The following is a 19,483-nucleotide window of genomic DNA, read 5'->3' as shown; positions in this document are numbered from 1 at the left end:
GTCATCGCATTTTCCCTAATGTGTAATGAGTTATTTTTTATCCCATCATCGCGCTAATGCCGAAGTCGCTCAATAAATACACAGCAAAAACATACGCTTATAATGAGTTTTCAAACATCTATCACGCTAACTACACATTCTCTTCAATGCATGCAGAGTCAGACCTGTTGTTAAACCTCGACGTACGTAGCGAAACTGGTTTACCAATAATCGAAGTTAGCAAACCAAAACTGTGATTCGCTACACAGATCTTCATCGAAGCACGTTGCAAAGAAATTCCTATATGAATATCTTATTCACATACAAACAAGAAGGAAGTGTATTTGTAATGTCTCGTGAAATTCTGGATTTAAGTGGCTACCGCTGGCAGATGGAGCGCATGCGCCCCGGCCAAGGTGTAAAAGAAGGGCTGCATCTGCTACCTGCTGAGTATCAGGGCACCCACTTCAGCTGGAACTTTGGCGCGGTACCGGGCGATGTCTATACCGACCTGCACCGCTGTAACGAAATCGATGACCCTTACTTTGGCCGCAATATGCACCGTGCCAAGTGGGTGGCGGAGTATGAGTGGTGGTACAGCCGTCGCTTTGAGCTGCCAAAAACCATGCAGGGCAAGAAAATCCGCCTGATCTTCGAAGGTGTCGACTACAGCTGTGACGTATGGCTAAACGGCCATCACCTGGGTCGCCACGAAGGCATGTTCTCTGAGTTTGAGTTCGACATCTCGGAAGTGGCCAGCTTTGAAGACTGGCGTGATGGCTCCAACATGCTGATGGTGAAGCTGGATCCGCCACCGAAGAACTACCGCAACTGTGGTGGTAAGAAGGTGAACTTCTCCGGTGACTACTTCTCAGGTCTGGTTCCATTTGGTATCTGGCGTCCAGTTAAAGTGGAAGCTACCGAGCAAGTGCGCGTGGACAACATCCGCACCGACATCACCGTGCAAAGTGAGCAGCAAGCAACCATCGCCGCGACCGCTGAAGTGGTGAACCACAGCCAACAAGTGAAGCAAGTTACCCTGGTGGCTAAGGCCCAAGGCGCTAACTGCGACACCGAACAAACCCAAGTGAGCCAGAGCGTTAGCCTGCAACCGGGCAGCAACAAGCTTGAGCTAAACATGGTGGTAGAGGACGCCAAGCTATGGTGGCCGTGGGATATGGGCGAGCAAAACCTGTATGACTTCAGCATTGAGCTGGTCGATGGCGCAGTGTCTTTGGATGCCAAGAGCGAGCGCATCGGTCTGCGTGAAGTACAAATGGACTTCAACCCAGGCTACACCCGCGACGACAACGAGTTCCCATGGACCTTTGTAATCAACGGCAAGCGCCACTTCCTGCGTAGCGCCTGTTGGGGCGGTCAGCCTTCGTTCCTGTACGGCCAAAACAGCCTGAAGAAATACGAAGATCGCCTAGAGATGGTGAAAGAAGCCAACATCAACAACCTGCGTATCTTCGGCTGGCACCCACCAGAGATCCCAGACTTCTACCGCATCTGTGATGAGCTGGGTATTACCGTTTGGACCAACTTCACCCTGGCCACCCAGGCCTACCCGAAAGACCCTGAGTTTATCGAAGGGGTACTACACGAGTGTGTGGAGACCGTGAAGCAACGCCGTAACCATCCGTCACAGATCTTCTGGATGGGCGGTGAGGAAGTATTCTTCTCTGGTGCTCACGAAGAGAGTGGCAACAAGGCGCTAATGGAAGTGATTGGCAAGTCGGTCAACAAGTACACCAACGTACCTTACGGCCTGGCCTCGCCACTGAGCTCTGAGTCTGCGATCAACATGGGCTTCAAGCCGCATGAATCAATGCACGCCAACGAGCACTACTACCAAGGCGGCGCAGAGTTTATGGAAGAGTACTACCCGGCTCTGGACTGCGCGATTATCCCTGAGCTAACCGCAGCCTCTGCACCGAGCATCGACAGCCTGAAGAAATTCATCCCTGAAGATGAGCTATGGCCAATGGGCCCAAGCTGGGCTTACCACTGGGCCGACATCGACATCCTGATCAACCTCAACTACGAGGTGTTCGGTGACTATCGCATGGGCTCGCTGGAAGAGTTTGTGGAAGCCACTCAAATCGCCCAAGGCACGGTGATCCAGTTCGCGCTGGAAACCTACCGCCGCCGTAAGCCGAAGATGAGCGGTGTGGCGCTGTGTCACTTCATCACCCACGTGCCAGACATCAAATGGGGTGTGGTGGACTTCTACGGCGAGAAGAAGATTGCCTTCGACTGGCTCAAGCGCACCTATCAGCCATTGCTGCCTAGCCTGCACTTTGACAAGCGCCGCTGGTCAGCCGGTGAAGCCTTCAACGGCGGCCTGTGGATCATCAACGATTACCAGCATGGCTATGACGGCCTGAGTCTGGAGTGGCAGGTTGAGTACCAAGGCAAGCCTGTGGCAGAAGGCAAAGTGAGCGCCGATGTTGCCATCGACAGTGCCGAGCAGTTTGGTGCCATCGACTGGCAGCTACCTGCAGATGCTGAAGGTCAGTTCGAAGTTCGCCTAAGCCTCAAATCAGCCGATGGCGAAGAGCTAAGCAACAACCACTACGTACTGTTGGTGGGCGATCAGGCACAAGCCAAGCAGAAGAGCCTGGAGTATCTGGCGGAAGCGCAAGCCAAGCTCGATAAGCATGGCCACTGTGTCTACCGTTACTGGCCGGAGATGTGGGAAAACCACTAAGCCGAAAATCAGCCGGAGATCCTATGTTCTCCGGCTTTTTGTTGATCTTGTCTAAGCAACTTGTCTAAGCAAAAAGGAGAGACGAATGGCAAAACACATCGTGATGCGCGCCACAGCCGAGGGTAGCGAGCTAACCGAGACCCCATTGGCAACAGCGGCTCCCATTGAGCTCCCTCAGGCCGATGGCACCCCAGCGCCATTAGCCGGTTGGAAGGTGCGAGTGGTCGAGGATATGGGCGTCACCCTACTCAAGCTCGAGATGAGCGAACAAGCGGTTGAGTTCCCCATCCATAGCTCTGATGACAAGTGGCTGGCCTATGTCGCATCGGGTGCAGGCACCTTGTTTAGCGGCAGTCACAGCGAACAGAAAGGTCCGGGCGTCGCCTATCAGGCCGGCGACTACATCACCTTTGAGGCCAGCACACCGCATGGTTGGATAAGCGATGCTGGCGGCTGTGAACTGTTGTTTGTTAAACGCGATAGCTAGAAAAACCATAGAAAAACAATAGAAATACAATAAAACCAACTAGATAGCGTTTCATTCAGGCATCATCTTGAAACAGATTCGACTATCAGAGATAAGGAAATACCCATGAGAAAGACGCAATTGGCCTTGCTGATGTCGGCGATCCTTGCTGGCACCTATGGCTGCGGTACCACCACCGACACTGCTTCGGCAGAGAGCACTGCGCCGCAGGCTCAGGCGAGTACCCAAGACGCAGAGGTCAGCTATGACTTCGCCGATGTGTTCGGACGTTTGATCTCCAGCCACGCCAGCAGTCAGCTGATCGATGGCGATGCCCTGCAAGTCGACTTCGAAGCCGTGAGCGACGCCAACAAGTACGTGTATTGGCCGCATGTGCGCTTTGGCCCGGAGTCAGGAACCTGGAACTGGAACACCAAGGGCGGCTTTACCGTTGATGTCACCAACCCCAGCGATACCCCGCTGAGCATTATCTTCAAGATTGCCGACAACGTAGGCGTTGCAGGCTCTCCCGATAATGCCATCAACTTCGCCACCGTGATCAACCCTAACACCACCGATACCATTGAGATGGTGTTCGATGGCGCCACGCGCCAGATGCCCGGTTACTGGGGCGGCGCGAGCCTCGACTTAAGCAAGATCTCCGAGTTCCAGGTCTACGTACAAGGCCCTATCGATGAGCAAACCGCGATTCTGGAGAACCTGGAACTGTTTGGTGCCACCGGTGACTTTATTGCGCAAAAAGCCGAAGTGGTCGACGCCGGCCCAATCCCAACCATCGAGTCGATCAGCGATTTTGTGAACAACACTGCCTACGCGCCTGATCGCACCTTCTTCAGCGACATTAAGCTGGTTGAGCGCGGCGACTCGAAAGGCCTTGACGTCACCTTCACCACAGCGTCGGACTACCCGAACGTGGCCTTCCGCTTGCCAGAGCCATGGGACTGGTCAGACAAAGGCGACTTCAACCTGGGCTTCGATATCGAGAACCCCACCGACGAAGCACTGCAGATCTACGTGCGGGTTGACCAAGACGAGCACAACGAATGGGGTGGCACCGCCGATGGTGCAAACAACTCCATGGTTGGCTACATGACCTTGGCGCCCAATTCCACCAGCACCTACTACATGGCGCTGGAGCAAACCGAAGATAACTTCGAAACCGGCATGCGTGGCGAGCCGCCTAAAGCGGGCTACAACGCCAAGCCGATCTCCTACTCATGGGGTGAATCGAGCCTGAACCTGGATAGCATCTACACCATCCAGCTGTTCTTGATGCAGCCCACCAAAGAGCACCGCATCATCATCGACGAGATGCGCCTGGTGCCAAACCTGGCCTCCGACGCCAGCCGCTTCGCCGGCATCTTGGATGAGTTCGGCCAGTTCACCGGTGCCGAGTGGGATCTGAAAGTCCACGATGTGGGAGAGCTAGTCGCCGATGCCAAACCTGAGCTGGAAAACCTCGGCAAGGCCAAACCAATGGCGGATCGCAGCAAGTTTGGCGGCTGGGCTGAAGGACCTAAATTAGAAGCCACCGGCTTCTTCCGAGCCGAAAAAGTCGATGGACAGTGGGCCATGGTCGACCCAGAGGGCCACCTGTTCATCATGACCGGTGTCGATAACATCCGCATGGTCGATACCTACACCATCACCGGTGTGGACTACGACACCCCTGCCACCCGCAGCAACCCACAAGTGGGCTCAGAGCTGCGCCACAACATGTTCGAGTGGCTGCCCGAGTACGACGACGTGCTAGCCGATGCCTACGACCACGTACCTTATGTACACAAAGGGGCGATGGAGAAAGGTGAAGTGATCAGCTTCTACAAAGCCAACGTGATGCGTAAGTACCAGTCACAAAGTGGTAGCGAAGCACTGGCGACCTGGGACGAAGTGGCCATCGACCGCATGGTTGACTGGGGCTTTACCTCACTGGGTAACTGGGCCGACCCACGCTTGTTTAACAATGAGCGGGTGGCCTACGTGGCTCACGGCTGGATCCACGGTCGCGACGAGATGGCGCGGATCAGTAGCGGTAACGACTACTGGTGGCCAATCCCAGACCCCTTCGATCCAATCTTCAAAGAAGAAGCACGTAAGACCGCCGAGGAAGTTGCGTCAACGGTTGACGTAAACGACCCATGGCTGATCGGTGTGTTTATGGATAACGAGATGAGCTGGGGTAACACCACCAACGAAGCCAGCCATTACGGTATCGCCATTAGCGCCCTAAGCTATGACGCCGAAGAGAGCCCGGTGAAAGCGGTGCTGGTTAAGCACTTCAAAGAGAAGTACCAAACCGTAGCAGCACTGAACGATGCCTGGGGCAGCGATGTACAGTCGTGGGATGAGTTTGCCGAGTCTTACGACTACCGCGGCCGCCTGAGCGCAGGTCAGAAGAAGGATTACGGCGACATCTTGCAGATGATCTCCGAGCAATACTTCTCGATTGTCCAGGCAGAAGTGAAGCGGGTATTGCCCAACCATATGTACATGGGCTCACGTTTCGCCGACTGGGGACAAACCCCAGAAGTGCTACGCGGCGCAGCGCCTTACGTAGATGTGATGAGCTACAACCTGTACGCCAACGACCTAGAGTCAAAAGGCGACTGGAGCCTGCTGCCTGAACTGGATCGTCCAAGTATCATCGGTGAGTTCCACTTTGGCTCGCTCGATTCGGGCCTGTTCCACGGTGGTATTGTGTCAGCGGCTAACCAACAAGAGCGCGCCGACAAGTACGTGAACTACATGCAAAGCATTGTAGATAACCCCTACTTTGTAGGCGCTCATTGGTTCCAGTATGCCGACTCTCCAGCCACCGGGCGTGCCTGGGATGGCGAGAACTACAACGTGGGCTTTGTGACCGTGGCCGACCGCCCTTACACCGAGTTGGTAGAAGCCGCCAAGCAGTTTAACCGCGAGCTTTATCCAAACCGCTTCGGTAAGTAACTAGCTAAGCGTCATCCACTAAAAAAGCAGGGCCACTTGGCCCTGCTTTTGTTGTTGCTTGAAAATACTTGTTGCAGCAGGCGCTAATCAGGCATGCTGCACTAGCAACCCAATTGGCTGGCAATCTTGTTGGCGGTTTGGGTCAGCAACTCAATCATCTGCTGCTGGTCGACCGTTGGGCCACCAATATGGGTATTGAGCGACGACACCGCCAGTGACGCAATAATAAAGCCTTCCGGTTCGCCTACTAGAACCGCGGTATCACACACCCCTTCGGTAAACTCACTGTCGGCGGTGTGGTAGCCCTGCTCGCGGATCTCGCTAAGCTGGTCTAACAAGGCCTTCTGGCCGGTTTTGCTGAGCTTGGTGAAGTGCTCATCGCGCTCCAGAATCATATCGCGTACTTCCGGGTTGCTGTTGGCCAGCAATACCCGACCGGAGGTGGTGGCGGTGGTAGAGAACAGCGAGCCCTCAGCAATGCTAATCGACACCGGCCCGTGGCTGCGCGCATGCACAATCACCATGGTCTGACTCTGGTAGAGCATGCACAGGTGGCAAGAGTGGCCGCTGGAAAATGCCAAGTCTTCCATGTGGGGGAGTGCGCATTGGCGCATCTTATCGATGGGAGAAATCCGTCGTGACAGGTTGTAGATCTTCAGCGTCGCTTGGTATTTGCCTGATAGCTCATCTCTGAGCAGATAGCCTCGCCCTTCCAGACTCACCAGTACCCGATAGATCTCGTTCGGGCTGCGTCCGAGGGCGGCGGCGATCTCGGTTTGCGAACGGGGTAGCTCCTGCGTAACCAGAAACTCCAGCACATCCAATCCCTTCTCCAATGCTGGAACCGCATATTTCTTCGACGCACTACTCTCCGTCGTTGTCATCTTTCTACCTTCTTACCTATTTGGTTTTTTGAACATCTTAACAGTGTTGCTTAATCATACGAAAATCCGATTGACATTTATATACAAATACCATATTCATATTTATATACAAATCAGATATACCTATGTGAATGAATATGGAAATACTTAAAAGCATGGTCTGGAGTCGCCTCACCAACAGCGGCAACCAGGAAGTACTGCTGGCTAAGCTGACCCATTCAGCGACTGCATCGCGGGGTAACACCCTATGAAGCTGCCATTAGAAGGACTCACCGTTCTCGAGTTCAGCCAATACCTGGCAGGCCCTTACGCAGGTCTGCGTTTGGCCGATCTGGGCGCTCGCGTGATCAAGGTTGAGCGCCCGAAATGGGGCGATGCCTGTCGTCAGTTAGCCACCAAAAACATGTGGGCCGACGGCGACAGCGTGCTGTTCCACACCATCAACCGCAACAAAGAGTCGTTTGCTGCCAACTTGAAGGATCCTGAGGATCTAGCGCGAGTGAAAAAACTGGTGGCACAGGCAGACGTGCTCACCCACAACTTCCGCCCCGGCATCATGGACCGCATCGGTCTGGACTATGACACGGTAAAAGCCATCAACCCCGGCATCGTTTACGCCGAAGTCAGCGGCTACGGCAAGGTTGGCCCATGGCGCGACAAGCCCGGACAAGACTTGCTGGCACAGTCGTTCTCTGGCTTGGTATGGCACTCCGGCGAAGGCGATCAGCCCCCGGTTCCCTTTGGCGTCGCGGTGGCCGATATGATGTGCGGCACTCATTTAGCGCAAGGGATCTTGGCGGCACTGGTGCGCAAAAAGCGTAGCGGCATAGGCGCGAAGGTTGAGGTTAGCCTGCTGGAATCGATTCTGGATATGCAGTTCGAAGGCCTGACCGCTCACCTGAACCTAGACAACCAAACCCCGAAACGCAGCCTTAGCAACAACGCCCACCCCTATCTGGGCGCACCCTATGGCGTGTACCAAACCGCCGACGGCTTTATCGCCATCGCCATGGGCTGTATGAAGAAATTGGCCGATGCACTGGAGTACCCAGCATTAGCGGCCTTTGAAGATCAAGACCGCTGCTTTGCCGAGCGTGACGAGATCAAACAGCTGCTGGCCGACTACCTGATCCAGCAACCGACCAGCTACTGGCAGGACCGCCTGACCAAGGTGGATTTCTGGGCCAGTGAGGTGCTGAACTACCAACAGCTGACCAGCAGCGAGGCCTATAAAGCGCTGGATATGGAACTGAGCGCCACCCGCAAACCGGGCGTGGCCATTACCACCACCCGCTGCCCCATCCGTTTAAATGGGCAAGCGCTGAAATCTGAGAAAGGCGCTCCCGCTCTGGGCAGTGGCAACGCCGTTATCGAGAAGGAGTTTGGACTATGAGCCTTCCACTAAGCGGCATTAAGATCCTCGATTTTAGCCAATTTCTTTCCGCGCCTTCGGCGACCCTGCGCCTGGCAGACCTTGGTGCAGAGGTGCTTAAGGTTGAACATCACCAAAAGGGCGACCTAAGCCGCAGCATCTACGCCTCGCAGATCGATATCGCAGGCAGCTCGGCGTTCTATCAGGCAATTAACCGCGGTAAGCAAAGCCTGAGCGCAAACCTGAAAGACGCCGACGATCTCGCGCTGGTCAAGCAACTGATCCGCCAGGCCGATGTGGTGGTCAGCAACTTCCGCCCGGGGGTGATGCAGCGTCTGGGTCTGGATTTCGAAAGCATCCAGGCGATCAATCCTAACGCCATCTATGCCGAGATCAGCGGCTACGGCGCGACCGGTCCATGGGCCGATAAGCCTGGCCAAGACCTGCTGGTTCAGGCGCTTTCGGGGGCATTGTGGATGACTGGCGCCGACAGCGAAGGCCCAGTACCGATGGGCGTGGCAGTGGCCGATATCCTGGCAGGCGCGCAGCTAGCCCAAGGCATTCTGGCAGCGCTGCTGTGCGATGAAACCAAACTGGTACAGGTGAGCATGCTCGAATCGATGCTCGACTTCCAGTTTGAACCGCTGACCCTGTTCTACCAAGACGGCGAAGAGCTGAGCCGCGGCGAAGTGAATCCCGCTCACCCGCTGGTTGCCGCCCCTTACGGCCTGTATCGCACCACCAATGGCTACTTGGCGCTGGCGATGGGTGCCATCTCCACCTTGGCCGAGCTGCTCGACAGCGATCCGCTGCGGGTCTACCAAGACCGTGGCGAGTGGTTTGCCAAGCGCGATGAGATCAAACAGGTACTGGCCGATTTATTGGCTACCAATACCACCGAGCACTGGCTGGCCATCCTTGAGCCGGCCGATATCTGGTGCGCCAACGTATTGGACTGGCAGCAACTGCTGGAGCACGACGGCTTTAAGGTGCTGGACATGGTACAAACCGTAGTGACCGGCCAAGGCGAGCGCTATCAGACTACCCGCTGCCCGATCCGCCTCGATGGCCAGCTGATCACATCCGCCCAAGGTGCCCCAACCTTGGGTGAGCACAATGAGTTAATTAAAGCCAAGCTGCAGGAGGCTTAAGCCATGACATTGCAATATCGCGTAGCGGGCAAGGTTGCCATCATCACCTTTAACCGCCCCCCTGCCAATGCCTACAACCTGGCGTTCTTTGAGCAGCTACTGGCCCTGATCAATCAAGCGGAAGACAACGGCGACGTTGGCTGCATCATCATCAACTCCAGCAGCGAGAAGTTCTTCTGCGCTGGCGCAGATATCAAAGAGTTCCAAGCCAACAGCACTGCCGACAACCAACTGATGGTGGACAAGGCCCGCGAGACCCTGGCCGCACTGGATAACTGCAGCAAGCTCGTCATCGCCGAGATCGCCGGGCACGCCCTCGGTGGCGGCCTGGAGATTGCCTTAGCCTGTGACCTGCGCTTTGTTGCCGAAGGGCGTTATCGCTTCGGCCTGCCCGAGATCAAGCTAGGCCTAATGCCGGGCGATGGTGGCACCCAGCGCTTTACCCGTCTGGTGGGTGTCGCCAAGGCCTTGGAGTGGTTGGCCAGTGGCGACAGCTTCAGCGTTGAGCAGGCCGAGCACATGGGCTTGGTGAACCGCGTCTACCCCGCCGAGCAGCTTAGCCAAGCAACCTTGGAGTATGCCCAAAGCGTGGCCAAGGGCCCACTGCTAGCGCTTAAAGCCACCAAGCAAGCGGTCTATCAAGGCGCAGCGCTGCCGCTGGCAGAAGGACTCAAGGTAGAGCAGCAGCTGTGTGATGCGCTCTATGACACCGAAGATGCCAAAGAGGGCTTCTTGGCATTCGTCGAAAAACGCGAACCGCGCTTTCAAGGCAAATAGGCAAGGGCAAATAGACCCCAAACCGAGAGATAACAGAACAAGATATAAGGGAACAAGACATGAACCAACCATCTATCCAACACTACCCTTGCTATATCAACGGCGAGTGGGTCAATGCTGCCAACGGCGCCACCTTCGAGGTGAGCAACCCAGCCAATGCCGAGGTGTGGGCAACCGTACCGGATTGCACCGAGCAAGACGTAAAACAGGCGCTGGAAACCTCGCGCACAGCCCAGCTGGCGTGGCAGCAGTACCCGGCCATCGAGCGTGGCCGCTACATTCTCAAGCTGGTTGAGGTGCTCAAGCCTAAGCGCGATCACTTCGCCAAGCTATTGGTGCTGGAGCAGGGCAAAACCTTGGCTCAGGCCTATGGCGAGTTTGACGACACCTTAAACTACCTGACCTACTCTGCTGAAGCGGCGCGCCGCCTGGAAGGCAACATCTTCCCTTCAGACAACGCCAACGAGCAGCTGTGGATCCACAAGGTGCCCTACGGTGTCACCCTAGGTTTATGTGCCTTTAACTATCCATTGGCGCTGATTGGCCGCAAGGTAGGCCCTGCGCTGGTCACCGGTAACAGCATCATCCTGAAAGCCCACGAAGCGACCCCAGTTACCGCCTCTGAGTTCTGTAAAGCGGTAGAAGAAGCGGGCATTCCAGCCGGTGTAATCAACCTGGTTAGCGGCGCGGGCATCGATGTAAGCGCCCAGTTGGTCACCAGCCCACTCACCCGCCTGGTATCACTGACCGGTAGCACCCAGGCCGGCCAAGCCATCTACCGTTCTTCGGCCGACAACGTTGCAGGCTTGGTACTGGAGCTGGGCGGCAAGGCCTCGTTTATCGTACTGGCTGATGCCGATGTGGAAAAAGCCGCTGAAGCGGCAGTGATCTCGCGCTACGCCAACTGTGGCCAAGTGTGTATCTGTAACGAGCTGGTGTTGGTTGCCGATGAGATTGCCGACGAGTTCACCGCCAAGGTTATCGAGAAGGCCAGCAAGCTGATTGTGGGCGACCCAATGAAAGATGGCATCGACATGGGCCCAAGCGTTACCGCGCAAGGCCTTGAGCGAGTACATCGCCTGCTGGAAGAGTCGGTTGCGATGGGCGCCAAGGTTGCACTCGGCGGCGGCCGCCCAGAGGGTGACCAGTTCGCCCAAGGTAACTGGTACGCGCCAACGGTACTGACCGATGTGACCCGCGATATGCCGGTAGCTAAAGAGGAGCTGTTCGCGCCAATCATGCCGATTATCCGGGTTAAGGATTACTTCGAAGCGCTGGATATCACCAACGACCGTGAAGATGGCTTGTCGTCGTACCTGTACACCCAAGACATCGGCAAGGTAATGCACGCCATTGGCAATATGGAAGTGGGCACCATCTTCGTTAACCGCCAGATCGTCGGTTACGTGCAGGGCTACCACTCTGGCCATAAGCGCAGCGGCACCGGCGGTGAAGATGGGATCTACGGTATCGAAAACTATCTGCAAAAACGCGCGGTTTACCTCGCCTTTGATGCACCGAGCGCTTAACAAGACTCAGCCATGTTGCCCTTAGGCGACGTGGCGCAACGATCACCTTGTAGCAAAGTGCGTCACGGGTTCGCCTGTGGCGCCTTTTTTATGCAACGCCCTTTTATAGACAGGATTAAACATGATCAAACTGAAAGGAATGACCTGGTCCCATGACCGCGGTGTCAAACCCCTTATTGCCGCATCGGCCACCTTCAAACAGCAGCATCCCGATGTGGAGATCAGCTGGGACGCCCGCTCCTTGGCCGATTTCGAACTGTTCCCGCTAGACCAGCTAGCCAGCGAGTACGATTTCATCATGATCGACCACCCACATATCGGTGTCGCCTATGAGCAAAACTTGCTGCTGCCACTTGAGAACCTGCTGCCCGCGGAGTTCATCGAAGACCAAAAACAAAACTCCGTAGGCCAGAGCTTTGCCAGCTACACCTGGGAAGGCCGCCAACTGGCTTTACCAGCCGACGCAGCCGCGCAAACCGCCGCCTACCGCAAGGATCTGTTAGAGAAATACTCCCTGCCACTGCCGACCACCTGGAGTGACGTATTGGCGCTGATCGACGCATTGGCTGCCGAAGGTGCGGATGCGCCAGTGATTGGCGTGCCGTTCGTACCGGTACACGCCTACTCCAGCTTCTACTCACTGTGCTCACAGATCTCCGGCGAGATCGTCTGGAGTGATGGCTCCGATCTCGACCCAGCGGTGGGAGAGCAAGCCCTGAAGCTACTTATCCAGCTACTGGACAAGGCCCACCCCGAGTCCTTCGATTGTGACCCGATCAATATGCTGGACAAGATGGGCAGCAGCGACGAAGTGGCCTATATCCCGCTGGTATACGGCTACTCCAACTACGCCCGCGAAGGCTATCTTGAGCACGTGGCAACCTTTAGCGATATGCCATCAGACACTGGTAAGCCCAACGGCAGTATGATTGGTGGGGTTGGCCTGTCGATCTCCTCACAGTGTAAGCACCCGGAGATCGCCGCCAAGTTTGTACAGATGACCGTGGCTGCCGAGTTCCAGAAGACCCAGTTCTTCGACGACGCTGGCCAGCCGGGTCATAAAGCGGCCTGGACCGCGCAGCACACCAACGACAACAGCAACGGCTTCTTTATCAATACCCTAAAGACCCTGGAGCTGGGCTCGATGCGCCCACGCTTTAATGGCTACATCGAGTTCCAAGGCCATGCTGGTGAGCTAATCCGTGAGTTTGTGAAAAGCAAACGTAGCGATTACGCGGCATTTGTCGCTGAGCTGAATCAGCTGATTAAGAAGGCGCGAGCGGAAGGGGCCGACGCACCCGCAGCAACTATTGCATAGCATAAGTGGATAATTTATAGTCATTTCATGAACATAGTGATAATCGCATACCAGACACGATTTATGTGCCCTCGGGAACCTCAAGGCTCGGGTGGCTTAGTCATATGATGTAAAACGATGACAGTGTTGAATGCGGAAATCCCCCGGCCTCTTCCCGGGGGATTTTTGTATGTTCCGCTCCATTATCTAAACAGGAGCTAGGTATGCTTAATTTACTCAATCAAACTCAACTTGTTGCTTCCCTTTCCATCGTCGATCTCAGCGATCCCTTGCAGGCCCCAGAGCATGCGATGGGCCAACTGGTAACAGCCGCCGCCGAGGCGCTCAAACAGCGATGGCAGTGCCCGTTGCATATCCTTCGCGCCAGCCCAGTGGTGCCACTTAGCAGCAACTACGATCGGCTTAACTATCCCAGCGATGGCGCAGCGCGAGCCGCCCGCTACACCCGTTACGTGACTGAGCACTATATCCTGCGCACCCAGACCTCCAGTGCCATCCCTGACTACCTTGCGGGCATGGCGGGGGATAGCCGGGCAGACCAACTAATCGTCATCCCCGGCCTGGTCTATCGACGTGACAGTATCGACCGCCTGCACTGCGCCGAACCCCACCAGCTCGATCTTTGGCGGGTAGTCGATAACCAAGCTGCGGGCGCGGCTAGCCTCGACGACCTCCATCAAATGATCGCCACGCTGATGGACACATTGATCCCCCACACCGAGTGGCGGATCACCCCATCGCCCCACCCCTACACCACCGATGGCGTGCAAATCGATGCGCATTGGCAAGGCGATTGGATTGAGGTGGGCGAATGCGGCTTGATCCACCCGACCATCTTAGCGCAAGCGGGTTTGCTGCATCATAGCGGCTTGGCAATGGGGCTGGGGCTGGATCGGCTGCTAATGATCAGCAAGGACATCCCCGATATACGTCTGCTGCGAAGCCGCGATCCTCGGGTACTCGCGCAGATGCACGACCTACAGCCCTATCGCGCAGTGTCGGTGATGCCCGCAATTACCCGCGACCTATCCTTGGTGGTTGATATGGAGATGGATGAAGAGCAGATCGGCGATCGAATACGGTGCGCTTATCCACGGCAGTCATCGATTGAATCACTCACCGTGGTTCAGCAAACCGCATATGACCAACTGCCAGAGCCTGCCAAAGCACGCCTAGCCATCCGGCCTGAGCAGAAGAACCTGCTGCTGCGACTGGTGATACGGGATATGGACCAGACCCTAACCGCGGAAGATGCCAATCTGATCCGCAACGAGATCTACCAACTGCTGCATCAAGGCGCAGTGGCGGAGCTGGCAATGGATAAGGAACCGTCTTAAATCGAGAAAGTAAAGCAAGAGAGAACACAACGACAAAGCGCGGAGCCCTTCACCGGGCTTCGCTCTTAGCCAACGCGGCACGCTATGGGTACTGGGTGTCGATATCCTTCTGTAGCGCTTCAATCTCGCTCACCACACGCATAAACTTCTCGCCAAACTCAGTGACTTGGTACTCCACCCGAGGCGGGATCTCGTTGTATGACACCCGATTGAGAATGCCAAATTCGACATTTCTGCGCAGGCATTGATTGAGCACCTTGGTGGTCAAGCCATCCACGCTGCGCACCATCTCACCGGGGCGGTTCACCCCAAGAGCCAGCAGCTGATACACCGTCAGCGACCATTTACAGCCAAAGATGGCTTCCACCATGCGCGCGCTGTCGCTGGGCGGCATTTTTCTCGACAAAAATATTTCGTTATTTTTCATTAAGATGAACCCATTAGTACCTACCTTACCAGTAGGTGCGTACTATTTTTGCTCCACGTCGAGCGCTAAGTTGGCTTCGAACACTAACATAGACCGGAGAAACAACATGAATAGTGTAGGCGTAGCATTAATCGTTGGCGGCTCAAGTGGTATGGGCCTGGCAACCGCCAAACAACTGGTCGCCCAAGGCACCAGCACCATCATCCTTGGCAAGAATGCCAGTAAACTGGACAAGGCCAAGACTGAGCTGGCTCTCAGCGCGGCAAACCAAGCCACCGTCGAAACCCTACAGGTCGATCTTTACGAGCCACAACAACTCGCTGTGCTGATCAGCCAGATTGAGCAAGAGCCGCGACATATCCAATACCTGGTGAACGCTGCCGGTTACTTCAACCCCAAACCGTTCTTGGAGCACAGCCAACAAGACTACGACATCTACGCCGACTTGAACCGCGCCACCTTCTTTATCACTCAAGCAGTCGCCAAGAACATGCGCCAACATGGCGGTGGCTCGGTGGTCAACATTGGCTCGATGTGGGCGAAACAAGCGATTAAGGCCACCCCTTCGTCGGCCTACTCCATGGCGAAAGCGGGCTTGCACGCGCTAACCCAACATATGGCAATGGAGCTGGCCGATGACCATATCCGGGTCAACGCGGTATCGCCTGCCGTGGTTAAAACGCCGATCTACGAGACCTTTATCGACCCCTCTGAGCTCGACCAAGCGCTACAAGGCTTCGATGGCTTCCACCCCATCGGCCGTATTGGCACCCCAGAGGACGTTGCCAATAGCATCGTGTTCCTTCTGCAAGAGCAGACAGGCTGGGTCACCGGGGCGATTTGGGATGTGGATGGCGGCGTGATCGCCGGTAGAAACTAGCCCTGCGCAATCTCAGCTAAACAGCCTTATCTTCATAGAAAAGATAAGGCTGACTAGCTGCTCTGCACCGTTTTACTGAGCGAAGGGCTGGTAATCACCTCGAAGCGCATATCGTTACGGCCATCGCTTTTCACCTGATACATCAGATCATCCGCCTTGGCCAACAGCTCCTGCAGCAGCTGCTCGGCATCTAGCTTGCTCACGCTCTGCTCATCGCATTGGTAGCGGGTTAGGTAGATCAAACCAAAGCTGGCGGTCACCTTGATCTCTTCTCCATGCGGGCCGGTCACCGAAATCGCACAGATCGCCTCTTGTAGGCGCTCGCTCAGCACCTTGGCCTGCTCTGGCTTGGACGCCTGCAGCAACAGAGCGAACTCTTCACCGCCATAGCGACAGAGCAAGTCGGTTTGTCGGCAGGTCAGCTTGATCGCCTGAGCAATCGATTTGAGTACCTGATCGCCGGTGGGGTGACCGTATTGATCGTTGACCTGTTTAAAGTGGTCGATATCAAACAACAGCAGCGACAAGGGCTGGTGGTAACGCAGCGAGGTGGATACTTGACGGGTGGCCAACTCCATAAAGGCGCGTCGGTTTAGCAGCTTGGTGAGGAAGTCCTCTCGGGCCAGTTGCTTGAGTCGCTGCTCACTGGAGCGTAGCGCCTTGGTGCGTTGCTCTACCTCCGCCTCCAGTGAGGCGGTCAGGCGGCGCAAGCGTCGCTGCTGTCGCAGATCTTTGAGCAGATATACCCCAAGTAGAGTAAGCGAGAACAGGCTCAGTCCCCACTGGCCGGTGCGGCCAATCCAGGTGATAAAGCCATGGGAGCTCAGCATATCCAGCAGCAAGGAGACAAACAGCACCACAATGCCAAACACCACCAATACCTGCTGGGCGCCGCCATCGGGCAGCTTGACCCAACTCAGCCCCGGTTCGTCCGACGCTGCACGCGCTGCTTGCAGCGGCCGCAACCAACTGAGGGCCTTGCGACAGCTGGCCACCAACAGCCCCAATACCAGCACGATGAACAGGCCATCGAACAGCGGGTAGGCGTTGATAAACACGTAATCAAACACCAAGGTGGCAAACAGCACACCAGCGGGAAACAGCAGGGAGATCTGAGCAATGCCACGCACTAAGCGGGAACGATTGAGCTTCAGCCAAGCCACCACCACCCAAGATAGGAACGCCGGAATCAAGAAGTAGCTGAAGGCGGCGATATAGCGCCACACCAAGGGGGCGTAGACCACTTCTTGAGCCAGCTCGTTCTCCGCGAACATCATCAACGCGAGATTAGTAGACAACAAGCCGGCCGATAGCGCCCCGCTGCGCTCTTGTTTGATTAAGCCCAACAGGGTGACCAACAAGCCCACAATGGCAACGACGCCAATAAAGAACTGCCCCCACAATCCGCGGTGATAGACCTGCGCCAACAAATCGGCCTTGTTGCCAATCAGCAAGGGACCAGACAAGCCGATCCACGCGTAGTTGGAATACACTCGAAAGTACAAGGTGGTAGGCTCAAGCTGGTTGACCGGGATAAGGTGCCAAGGCCAGCCCGCAAAGCGGCTGTTACCCTGTTCATCAAACTCACCAAACTGGTAGCTTAGCTGGCCCTGCTCATACACTTGAGCGGTCAAATCAAAGCTGTTGGCAAAGATGTAGGGGTCGCGCCAACGGTTGGCGGGCAGCTCCAGACGCAACCACAAGATGGTTTCATCACCCCGCTGTGACAGTGAGCCAAGGTCGGCAACAGCCGTCCAATGCTCACCATCAAAAGCCCAATTGTCGCCACTTCGAGGAATATCTCCCCAGTGATAGGACCAGCCGGATTCGATAAGCTCCGGCTTGGCGGTTAATCCATGCTTGGCAGAGCTAAAACTAGAAAGCTCGGAGACAAGGGAGGGAGGCTCAGCTCGAACTGATGCGCAGATCAGTAATAGCAAACAACAAAACAATCGCGTTCGAGCAGTCAAGCAGCCTTGGGTGTTCATAGTCTTCCGTGACAAGTAAACCACATCGGGAATACGTATACCCCGATGCTAACAATCGCCCATAACCCGGGCGCAAATCAAAATGTGTTAAGACACAGATTAATAAAAGTAAGGGACCAGCTTAGTCGAAAAAAGCAACAAACTAAACCATTTATCAAAATTACATCAAACGCAACGCGCGCAAGCGAAGTGAATACTTGCTTTCAGGCGGGAGTAGCAACAAAAGGCCCGTCTTTTGTCGCGGGCCTTTGCGTTGGGAGTGTGTAGCTTAGTCGTTACAGTTACTGCGGCTACATGCTAGCGGCTATAAGCTCGCGGGTAGGCGCATGCAGCTCGCGTAGTAGGTGGTGGTGGCTGGCCAATCGGAGAACACGCCCAGTACGCCAACATCTTTGGCCAGCACATCGAGCAAGGCAAAGGCATCGCCGTCGTTATTGGTGATGTTACCGATGGTTTGATAATACCAACCACCGTTTTGATCCGGCCCGCCGTCAGACAGGCGGCCTGAGCGCTCTAGCGTCCAGGTGATGATATCCAAGCCAGCTTCGCGCGCTGCGGTAGCATAGACAGACGGCACGATCGCATCGCCCTCTTCAGCAACCAGTACCCACAGCGGCGGTGCGATGATCTTCACGCCATCGGCCACCAGTTGCTCCATGCTGGGGGTCCAGCTTGATGAGTCGCTGGGGTCAAACGCCGGGTCGCTGTAGCGACCATCCAGATACACCGCTTGATTGCCAAACTCCGGCTCGGCACCAATCCAATATTGGACATCGTTCAGGTTGAACGATTGAGCATAAACATCTTCGGCCGGCACACCGGCAGCCTTGAGCTCATCAATCAGCTTCTGTGCGTAATCTTCTTGGGTAAAGCCATTAAACGGCATGGTGACACTGGGCGATTTCAGCTCCGGGGTCATCTTCACGCCCAGAGTTTTAAACAGCTCCACGCTCTCTGCGTGGGTCATCAGGGTACCGTTTGAGGCATACAGGTCGGTACGGTAGTCGGCGGTGCCATCCATGTACTCTTCGATGGTCGTGCCCATTGGATTGGCCGCATCCATCTTACCTTGCAGGGTACGGAACTCCGCCAGGGTGATGTCTGAGGTGCAGCACTGAACCTGAGCCGGAGTACCGCTCTCAGGGTCGGCTGGGGTAAACGGCACAGAGCACTTCGCCGCCAGCTCAGGGATCGCCAGAATATTTGTGGTGGTGTGCAGATCGCACTGCGAGTGGCGACATACCAGCTCCTGATCGCTGGTAAAGGTCACATCGCACTCAAGGATCCCTGCTCCCATACGCGCCGCGGCTTCATAGGATTCGCGGGTATGCTCAGGGAACTGCAGCGGCGCACCACGGTGGCCAATGGAGAAATCGGTTTTGTAGAACGGGCCGCCGGCGCAGGCAGCGAGTTGATCTTTCAGTGCGCCTTCATCCATGTCATCGACTAAATAATAAGGGCGAGGGCCAAGCTCAACGTTAAAGGCAGCACCGGCGGGTACTTGCACGATCACCGGTGTTTCAACGGTTTCAATCCGGGTCTCGGTATCATCATCACAAGCGGCCAACAGCAGTAGCGCGGCTGCGCCACCGACAAACATACGAGGGGTCTTCATTGGAGCATTCCTTTGCTTAGTTAGGGATGCTCCAATCTATGAGGCGAAAATGACAAATAAAGGTAACTTACATGTCCAAA

14 protein-coding genes are annotated in these 19,483 nt (G+C 55.6%); 10 read left to right on the top strand and 4 right to left on the bottom strand.

Annotated features, from left to right (window positions below):
- Positions 1 to 328 precede the first annotated feature (328 nt).
- The 3 genes from G461_RS0107880 to G461_RS0107870 all read left to right on the top strand — a co-directional run bounded on the left by G461_RS0107880 (position 329) and on the right by G461_RS0107870 (position 6,125).
- A complete protein-coding gene (locus G461_RS0107880) occupies positions 329 to 2,692 on the top strand; it encodes a glycoside hydrolase family 2 protein (RefSeq protein WP_026971439.1) in 2,364 nt (787 codons plus the stop codon).
- An 85-nt stretch (positions 2,693 to 2,777) separates the two neighbouring features.
- Entirely contained in the window at positions 2,778 to 3,179 is a 402-nt protein-coding gene (locus G461_RS0107875; RefSeq protein WP_026971438.1) for a cupin domain-containing protein, read from the top strand.
- 105 nt (positions 3,180 to 3,284) lie between these two features.
- Positions 3,285 to 6,125, top strand: coding sequence for a beta-galactosidase (locus G461_RS0107870; RefSeq protein WP_026971437.1), 2,841 nt, complete (start codon positions 3,285 to 3,287; stop codon positions 6,123 to 6,125).
- Between the two features lie 101 nt (positions 6,126 to 6,226).
- Here the strand turns inward: G461_RS0107870 and G461_RS0107865 are convergent, their stop codons facing one another.
- The gene (locus G461_RS0107865) at positions 6,227 to 7,009 is read right to left on the bottom strand and encodes an IclR family transcriptional regulator (protein WP_026971436.1); all 783 of its coding nucleotides are present in this window, start codon (positions 7,007 to 7,009) and stop codon (positions 6,227 to 6,229) included.
- A gap of 247 nt (positions 7,010 to 7,256) precedes the next feature.
- Here G461_RS0107865 and G461_RS0107855 point away from each other — a divergent pair, with 247 nt between their 5' ends.
- From G461_RS0107855 to srmL, 6 genes are all read left to right on the top strand, one after another.
- The gene (locus tag G461_RS0107855; protein WP_026971435.1) at positions 7,257 to 8,402 is read left to right on the top strand and encodes a CaiB/BaiF CoA transferase family protein; all 1,146 of its coding nucleotides are present in this window, start codon (positions 7,257 to 7,259) and stop codon (positions 8,400 to 8,402) included.
- Entirely contained in the window at positions 8,399 to 9,532 is a 1,134-nt protein-coding gene (locus G461_RS0107850) for a CaiB/BaiF CoA transferase family protein (protein ID WP_026971434.1), read from the top strand. The genes G461_RS0107855 and G461_RS0107850 overlap by 4 nt, the downstream gene beginning before the upstream one ends.
- A gap of 3 nt (positions 9,533 to 9,535) precedes the next feature.
- Entirely contained in the window at positions 9,536 to 10,309 is a 774-nt protein-coding gene (locus G461_RS0107845; protein ID WP_026971433.1) for an enoyl-CoA hydratase/isomerase family protein, read from the top strand.
- A gap of 59 nt (positions 10,310 to 10,368) precedes the next feature.
- A complete protein-coding gene (locus tag G461_RS0107840; RefSeq protein WP_026971432.1) occupies positions 10,369 to 11,838 on the top strand; it encodes an aldehyde dehydrogenase family protein in 1,470 nt (489 codons plus the stop codon).
- A gap of 121 nt (positions 11,839 to 11,959) precedes the next feature.
- A complete protein-coding gene (locus G461_RS0107835) occupies positions 11,960 to 13,156 on the top strand; it encodes an ABC transporter substrate-binding protein (RefSeq protein ID WP_026971431.1) in 1,197 nt (398 codons plus the stop codon).
- 203 nt (positions 13,157 to 13,359) lie between these two features.
- Positions 13,360 to 14,493, top strand: coding sequence for a PheS-related mystery ligase SrmL (gene srmL, locus G461_RS0107830; RefSeq protein ID WP_026971430.1), 1,134 nt, complete (start codon positions 13,360 to 13,362; stop codon positions 14,491 to 14,493).
- An 82-nt stretch (positions 14,494 to 14,575) separates the two neighbouring features.
- Here srmL and G461_RS0107825 read toward each other — a convergent pair whose 3' ends face one another.
- Entirely contained in the window at positions 14,576 to 14,920 is a 345-nt protein-coding gene (locus tag G461_RS0107825) for a winged helix-turn-helix transcriptional regulator (protein WP_026971429.1), read from the bottom strand.
- 106 nt (positions 14,921 to 15,026) lie between these two features.
- On the opposite strand from G461_RS0107825, the gene G461_RS0107820 reads away from it, so the two are divergent.
- Complete coding sequence (locus tag G461_RS0107820) at positions 15,027 to 15,800, top strand: SDR family NAD(P)-dependent oxidoreductase (protein WP_026971428.1); 774 nt, start codon at positions 15,027 to 15,029, stop codon at positions 15,798 to 15,800.
- Positions 15,801 to 15,853: 53 nt separating this feature from the next.
- Here the strand turns inward: G461_RS0107820 and G461_RS0107815 are convergent, their stop codons facing one another.
- Together G461_RS0107815 and G461_RS0107810 are read right to left on the bottom strand one after the other, a co-directional pair.
- Positions 15,854 to 17,740, bottom strand: a complete 1,887-nt coding sequence (locus tag G461_RS0107815; RefSeq protein WP_169727239.1) for a sensor domain-containing diguanylate cyclase — start codon at positions 17,738 to 17,740, stop codon at positions 15,854 to 15,856.
- 352 nt (positions 17,741 to 18,092) lie between these two features.
- Positions 18,093 to 19,403 (bottom strand): glycerophosphodiester phosphodiesterase family protein, encoded by a 1,311-nt coding sequence (locus tag G461_RS0107810; protein WP_026971426.1) that lies wholly within the window; start codon positions 19,401 to 19,403, stop codon positions 18,093 to 18,095.
- Between the last annotated feature and the right edge of the window lie 80 nt (positions 19,404 to 19,483).

Origin of the sequence: Aliagarivorans marinus DSM 23064 (assembly GCF_000429485.1) — a bacterium.
In the GTDB taxonomy this organism is placed as follows: Bacteria; Pseudomonadota; Gammaproteobacteria; order Enterobacterales; family Celerinatantimonadaceae; genus Aliagarivorans; species Aliagarivorans marinus.
Note: the sequence above shows the minus strand (reverse complement) of the source record. Positions and strands in the feature narration are given on the sequence as shown.